The organism is Dialister micraerophilus DSM 19965, assembly GCF_000194985.1.
In the GTDB taxonomy this organism is placed as follows: Bacteria; Bacillota; Negativicutes; order Veillonellales; family Dialisteraceae; genus Dialister; species Dialister micraerophilus.
Genome location: NZ_GL878519.1, coordinates 253,096 through 258,495, shown reverse-complemented (window position 1 = coordinate 258,495; position 5,400 = coordinate 253,096). Strand labels below are relative to the sequence as shown.

6 protein-coding genes and 2 tRNA genes are annotated in these 5,400 nt (G+C 34.2%); 6 read left to right on the top strand and 2 right to left on the bottom strand.

Translation table 11 applies throughout. The features are described from left to right. Positions 1 to 59 precede the first annotated feature (59 nt). Together HMPREF9083_RS01245 and HMPREF9083_RS01240 are read right to left on the bottom strand one after the other, a co-directional pair. Positions 60 to 135, bottom strand: a tRNA-Lys gene (locus HMPREF9083_RS01245). A 68-nt stretch (positions 136 to 203) separates the two neighbouring features. Further along, positions 204 to 470 carry a hypothetical protein gene (locus HMPREF9083_RS01240; RefSeq protein WP_155800568.1) on the bottom strand — a complete coding sequence of 89 codons (267 nt, stop codon included), beginning with the start codon at positions 468 to 470 and terminating at the stop codon, positions 204 to 206. A gap of 148 nt (positions 471 to 618) precedes the next feature. On the opposite strand from HMPREF9083_RS01240, the gene HMPREF9083_RS01235 reads away from it, so the two are divergent. The 6 genes from HMPREF9083_RS01235 to HMPREF9083_RS01210 form a co-directional block, all read left to right on the top strand. Then, positions 619 to 693, top strand: a tRNA-Arg gene (locus tag HMPREF9083_RS01235). 132 nt (positions 694 to 825) lie between these two features. Next, entirely contained in the window at positions 826 to 1,116 is a 291-nt protein-coding gene (locus HMPREF9083_RS01230) for a biotin/lipoyl-containing protein (protein ID WP_007554383.1), read from the top strand. Between the two features lie 16 nt (positions 1,117 to 1,132). Next, complete coding sequence (locus tag HMPREF9083_RS01225) at positions 1,133 to 2,938, top strand: SpoIVB peptidase S55 domain-containing protein (protein ID WP_007555558.1); 1,806 nt, start codon at positions 1,133 to 1,135, stop codon at positions 2,936 to 2,938. 27 nt (positions 2,939 to 2,965) lie between these two features. Then, positions 2,966 to 3,727: an MlaE family ABC transporter permease gene (locus tag HMPREF9083_RS01220; protein WP_007555557.1), complete on the top strand. Its 762-nt coding sequence runs from the start codon at positions 2,966 to 2,968 to the stop codon at positions 3,725 to 3,727. Between the two features lie 8 nt (positions 3,728 to 3,735). Further along, positions 3,736 to 4,500: an ABC transporter ATP-binding protein gene (locus HMPREF9083_RS01215; protein ID WP_007555556.1), complete on the top strand. Its 765-nt coding sequence runs from the start codon at positions 3,736 to 3,738 to the stop codon at positions 4,498 to 4,500. After that, the coding region (locus HMPREF9083_RS01210) for an MlaD family protein (RefSeq protein ID WP_007555555.1) at positions 4,497 to 5,400 on the top strand (904 nt) is incomplete at its 3' end. The genes HMPREF9083_RS01215 and HMPREF9083_RS01210, both read left to right, overlap by 4 nt.

The following is a 5,400-nucleotide window of genomic DNA, read 5'->3' as shown; positions in this document are numbered from 1 at the left end:
AATATAGCGAGTGTGTTTTTTATAAAAGAAAAAAGACCGATTTATACTCGGTCTTTTTTTGGTGGATCATCAGGGTTTCGAACCCCGGACACCCTGATTAAGAGTCAGGTGCTCTACCAGCTGAGCTAATGATCCATATCAACGAAAAATATTATAGCATTGAAATTTTATTGTGTCAATATATGAATTTGAAAAAAACTGAATCAATAATGAATACCGAATTTTTTCTTTAAAGAATTTATATCGGATCTCATTTCCATATCACACTTATTAAGTAAATATTGAGCATTATGCAATTTTTGAGAAGATATGGAAGCTTTTTTTGCACTTGAAAGTTTGTAAATTCTTGCCAATTCTTTTTTATATCGAGACATTAATTCAGCCAACTCTTCCGGAGACAATTCATCCATATAATCGGAATTTTTATTATTTTCTTTTTCAACTTCCTCAAAAATATTTTCAGTACTCATAACAACCTCCATTAATAATATATTATCATAAATTTTTGTAATTGAAATAAAATTAATTCATTCTTTTATAAAACAAATTTGCATTTGCATAAAATGAGTATAATTGTTGCTGTTATATTTGTAATAGTTTATAATTTTAATATACTGTGCGCCTATAGCTCAGTGGATAGAGCATCGGTCTCCGGAACCGAGTGCGAGGGTTCGACTCCCTCTAGGCGCTCCAATTTTAAAGACTCTTTCGGAAGAGTCTTTTGTTTTAAATAAATTGATAATTAAGAAAGAAATATTTTTATTTCTATAGTACAATATATTAAAAGGAAATAAATTTGATTGTATTAAAGTAGAGGTAATTAAAATGAAAAAAATATATAAAATAGGAATTATTTCAATTATTCTTGCTTTGTTGGGCAGTGTTGTTTATGCGGCGCAGTCTGCAGTGCAGAAATCTGTTTTATCCGGAGTTGTCACGTCTGTTATACAGGAAGGACAACATGTAAAAGAAGGTGATATTCTTGTTACCGTTGATTCATTGGCAGGTCCTGTACCTGCAGTAAGAGCAACAGGTGACGGTGTTGTAAATGAAGTAAAAGTGCAAGAAGGAACAGAAATTAAGCAAGGTGACGTAGCCGTTATCTTGGAAATATAAATTTTAGGAGTTTGTAATGTCAAATAAAAAAATTTTAAAGTGTTTGGTTATTTCCGCAATGATATTGCTCGGTGGTTCGTATGTGCATGCAAATCAAGAATTTATGCCTGTATCCGAAGTTAAAGAAGGAATGCACGGATATGCGAAAACCGTAATTCATGGTACAAAAATCGACACTTTTTATGTAGATGTAATGGGAGTAATGAAAAAACAGGGAAATACCGGAGGCGATTTAATTTTAGTAAAAGTATCCGGACCTGTTATAGATGAATCCAACGGAATAGCACAAGGAATGAGCGGAAGCCCTGTTTATATAAACGGGAAACTTTTAGGTGCGGTTGCTTATGGGTTTTCAAATTCCGGAGGAAGAATAGGAATGGTTACACCTATATCTGATATGCTCGGATTATGGACTATAGATGATAATAAGAAGGCTACTTCACATACACTACCTGACGGATTGATACCGATTAAAACACCTTTGATGTCGACAGGATACACTGAAGATGCAATTAAATATCTTGAAAAGAGAATGAAAGATTTTAATATGTACCCATTATCCGCTGCAACCTCAAGTGTTGATGAAATTGCACGTCCTTTGGAAGCCGGAGGAGCCGTTGCGGCGACTATGGTAACCGGTGATTTGAAATTGGGAGCTGTAGGTACCGTAACTTACGTAGATAAAGACCATATAGTAGCCTTCGGGCATCCTTTCAGAAATACCGGGAGCACTTCGTATTTTATGAATAATTCGTATATTTTCACGGTAATACCGAGTACCGATACTCCATTCAAACTTGCATCAGTAGGTGCAGATATAGGTGAAATTACACAAGATCGTGTAGAAGGTATTGCGGGAATAAACGGAATTATACCGGACTTTGCATCTTTTCATGCTTATGTAAAAGATAAAGATACCGGTGAACATCGCAATTTAAATGTAAAAATGATTCAAGATGAAAAAATTATTGCATCGTTGACATCTACATCTGCATATAGTGCCGTAAACAGTACTATAAATAGAAAAGGTGAAGGTACAGTTACATTAAAATATACATTGTACCCGAAAGATTTGAAGAAAAAACCGTTTACCAGAAGTAATATGTTTTGGTCATCGGTAGATATTTCCGAAAAAAGTGTTGAAGAATTATATAACGCAATAAGCATTTTGGCACAAAATCAGTTTGAAAAATTCCCTTTGAGAAGTATAACTTTAGATGCGGAAGTGACAAAAGAACGTAAAACGGCACAACTTTTGGATGCAACCGCAGCACCTACGATAGTAAGTCCCGGTGATATGATTTATATACGTGTAAGATTACAATCATATAGAGGAAATATTTTTTATAAGGATCTTACATTCACCGTTCCTAAAGATCAGCCTTTAGGTGAAATGACATTGGAAGTAAGAGGAGGCGGAGTTGTTCCTTTGCCTTACCTTATTCAGCAGCAACAACTTAATTTCTCCGATGAAGTTATAGATCGTTTACGTAAGTACAAAGATTTTGATGATTTATTTAATAAACTTGAAGAATCAGATCAAAATAACCAGATTGTTGTAGAAATTTTGAATACAGATTCGGGAATGCCGGATAAAAAGATTGATAAAAAAGTAGAAAATTTGGAAGCAAAAGAAGAAAACAATAATTCTAAATCAAAAACAAGATTAAAAACGGATTATATCGTTTACGGTGACGGACAATTTACATTCCAAGTAATGAATCCTTCCGATAAAGATAAAGAATTGAAAAAATTGACGAAAGAAAAACGTAAAGTAAAACTTGATTTTTCAAAAGATTCTTCAGAAAATCCCACGGCGTAAATTATTTATTCTGAGAGGTGTATAAACTTGTCTTTTCTTGAAAATATAGGCAAGTATTCATTGAAAGTAATTGCACAAATAGGTGCAACAATATTGCTTTTGATAGAAACTTTAAAGAAAATTAATAAAATAAAATTATATGAAACCTGTAAACAATGTTTGCTTTTGGGAGTAAATTCATTTCCTATAGTTTTTCTTACACTTTTATTTACAGGAATGGTTTTTTCCGCACAAATTGTAGGAGAATTGGTAAAATACGGAGCTGAATTTACTGCCGGTTCAATAGTTGCGATAGGTTTGGGGAGAGAATTGGGTCCCGTTCTTTGCGGTGTGGTGCTTGCAGGTAGAGTAGGCGCAGCGATTACTGCAGAATTAGGTACAATGCGTGTAACCGAACAAATTGATGCACTTAGATGCATGGCTGTAGATCCGGTAGAATACCTTGTACTTCCCAGAGTAATTGCGTGTATGATTATGCTGCCGATTTTGGATGTTTTTGCAGTCACAATAGGTGTAGGCGGAGGAATGATAGTCGCTTCCGTTACGGGGAATATTTCATCTCACATGTATTGGGATTCCATTACGAGTTTTTGTGTGGCATCCGATTTATATATAGGAATGATAAAAACAGTATTTTTCGGTATGATAATAGCACTGACAGGTTGTGATAGAGGGATTACATGCGAAACAGGAGCTGAAGGAGTAGGTAAAGCAACTACACAATCGGTAGTTTATTCCATGATAATGATATTTATAGTTAACTATATTTTATCGACAATATTATTTTGAGAGGCAATATGATTACTATAAATCATGTAAATCTTACAATAAATGAAAGAAAAATTTTAAATGATATAAACCTTGAAATAAAAAAAGGTGAAACACTTGTTATTTTAGGTGCTTCGGGATCCGGAAAATCTACGGTTTTAAAATTAATGACAGGTTTGATTAAACCGTGCAGCGGAAGTATATTTATAAAAGGTGTGAAAGCGGATTCTTTGAATGAATTCGAATGGAATAAATTAAGAAAATTTATGGGAATGGTATTCCAATATTCGGCCTTATTCGATTCGATGACAGTAAAAGAAAATGTTGCTTTCGGTTTAAGACAACACACAAAGTTAAAAGAACAAGAAATAGAAAGAATTGTAAAAGAAAAATTGAATATGGTAGGTTTGGAAGGAACGGAAGAATTATATCCGTCGGAATTATCCGGAGGTATGAAAAAACGCGTAAGTTTGGCAAGGGCGGTAGCAATGGAACCGGAAATTATACTTTATGATGAACCGACCTCGGGATTGGATCCTATAAGATCTACCGATATAAGTCTTGTGATAAAAAATACGCAAAAGATAATGAAAACTACAAGTGTAGTAGTAACACATGATTTGAAATCTGCAGAAATGATAGCCGACAGAGTAGCATTTTTGTATAAAGGTACATTTATTAAAATAGGTACGATGAAAGAATTGATGCAATCCGATGATTCAAGAGTTCGTCAATTTATGCACGGGTTGCCTTCTGTAAATGTAAATAGTATGTTTGAGGAGAGTAAAATATGAAGAAATGGTCTGCTGAAGCAAAAGTAGGAATATTTACATTACTCGGAATCATTCTTTTTGCTGTACTTATCGTGCAATTAAGTCATTCTGTTTTGTTCGGTAAAAGCGGTTTTTATATAACCGGATACTTTAATGAAGCGGAAGGATTGAAAGCGGGAGATAAAATTCATTATGCCGGTGTCGATGTAGGTGTTGTGGAGAAAATATCTGTTGAAAAAGGTAAAGCCGTACTGCACATCAAACTGTATAACGGTGTGGAAATACCTGAAGATGCGGATTTTTCCATTGAAACTAACAGTGTAATGGGAAGTCGATTTGTAAAAGTTTTCGGAGGTCATGCGGGAAAAGGATATTTAAGCGATGGTATGATTGTTGTAGGGAAAGCCACTCCCGGAATAGATGCCACTATTCAAAAAATGGATAAATTAATTGATACAACTCAAACAATGGTAGAAGGAATTAATACTATAGTAGCTGATACCAAAGTACAAAATGAAGTTAAAAACAGTATAGGAAATATAGAATCCGTATCGAAAAATTTACACACTCTGACACTGCAAGGTATGCAAATTGCAAATCAAGCACAAAATGTTACCGAAAAAATGGACAACATGTTGGATGAACTTAACGGTGACGGAAAATTAACAAAAGACGTAAGAAATGTTATGAATAATTTGGTTGTAGCATCGGACAGTGCAAAACAAATCGCAGGAGATGCACAAAAATTATCAAAACGATTTAACGGAATAATAAGCGGTGATGATATGTCGCTGTCGGGAGAAATACTGTATAACACGAAAGATAATACATTTTCCCCCAATCTGTTTGTAGAATCAAATGGTGACAGATTTGTAAAAATAGGAATTGAATCGCTTGGAAATTCACAAGTTATGGATGCAG